Here is an 896-nt window from a genome sequence, read left to right as displayed (position 1 = left end):
GCGGTTTCTCAAGCAACCCAGAAAAAGTAAATCGAAGACCCCACCGAGAGTAAGAGACCCAAAACACCCACATGTTTCAACGGCAAAACTTTTATCCAACGACTAATTAACACCTAGACAGGCATCGGTGATGTACTCTGCTGCTGCGGCACGATCGAGCCAATGCTTTTCTGCTGAAACCAGCGAACACTACGTGGAGCGAAGCTTGTGCGGTTGCATTCCATCCGGTAGACGCAATTTGAGTAATCCTGCTTTCCATAGCTCGATTCGGGTTTCCAGATCAAGCCAGACTGTTTGGAAGGATGTTGGGTTGAGGCTGAACTACCGAATCCTTTTGACTTCGACATGATAAGTGAGACGGTTGCTGACCTCGACCATTATCCCACGAAATTTTGGGGTGCTTTAGTCAGTCCTGTCGGGTTGAGACGGGCTGCTATTCATCTTTAAGACACCGGGATTAAGAGCTACCCACGCCCTTGCTTCTGCTATCAAAATTGGATCGCCAGATTCCAAAAATCGCTGCATTCGCTCGACGTGCTTCGGGCTTAGGGCACTGCGTTGAATGTCTTGCTGTTCTATCGCCAGTTGAATTGCTTCTTCATATACTTCTCGCTGTGCCTGAGCATGAAGGGAAGATTCAATCGGGTTAGCTTCTGTATCGGGATTAGAACCTCGATGAATTGAGGAATTACCGCCTATCAAGGCAGGATCTTGAATTGTAGAATCGCTGGAAGGATTGCTAGAAGCATTATTACCGCCATCACTAGGTAATAAGCTTGTAGAATTTTGAGGGCTGTTTTCTGGCTTTAACTGCTCCAAGTATCCGAGAGAATCATCCATGAGAAATTGAGGATGCCAAAGATCACGATGACGATAAAGCGATCCACCTCCAATTT

1 protein-coding gene and 1 pseudogene are annotated in these 896 nt (G+C 46.8%); both read right to left on the bottom strand.

What is annotated here, in order from left to right; genetic code table 11:
- Positions 1 to 113: 113 nt before the first annotated feature.
- On the bottom strand, positions 114 to 347 hold the full coding sequence (locus ACQ4M5_RS41810; RefSeq protein WP_430681701.1) for a hypothetical protein: 234 nt from the start codon (positions 345 to 347) through the stop codon (positions 114 to 116).
- Positions 348 to 402: 55 nt separating this feature from the next.
- Positions 403 to 896: pseudogene (locus tag ACQ4M5_RS41805) on the bottom strand (hypothetical protein); the annotation flags it as partial.

This window comes from Leptolyngbya sp. AN10, assembly GCF_050565645.1.
Classification (GTDB): Bacteria; Cyanobacteriota; Cyanobacteriia; order Leptolyngbyales; family Leptolyngbyaceae; genus Leptolyngbya.
The sequence above is the reverse complement of the archived record's forward strand: the minus strand, read 5'-3'. Positions and strand labels throughout refer to the sequence as shown.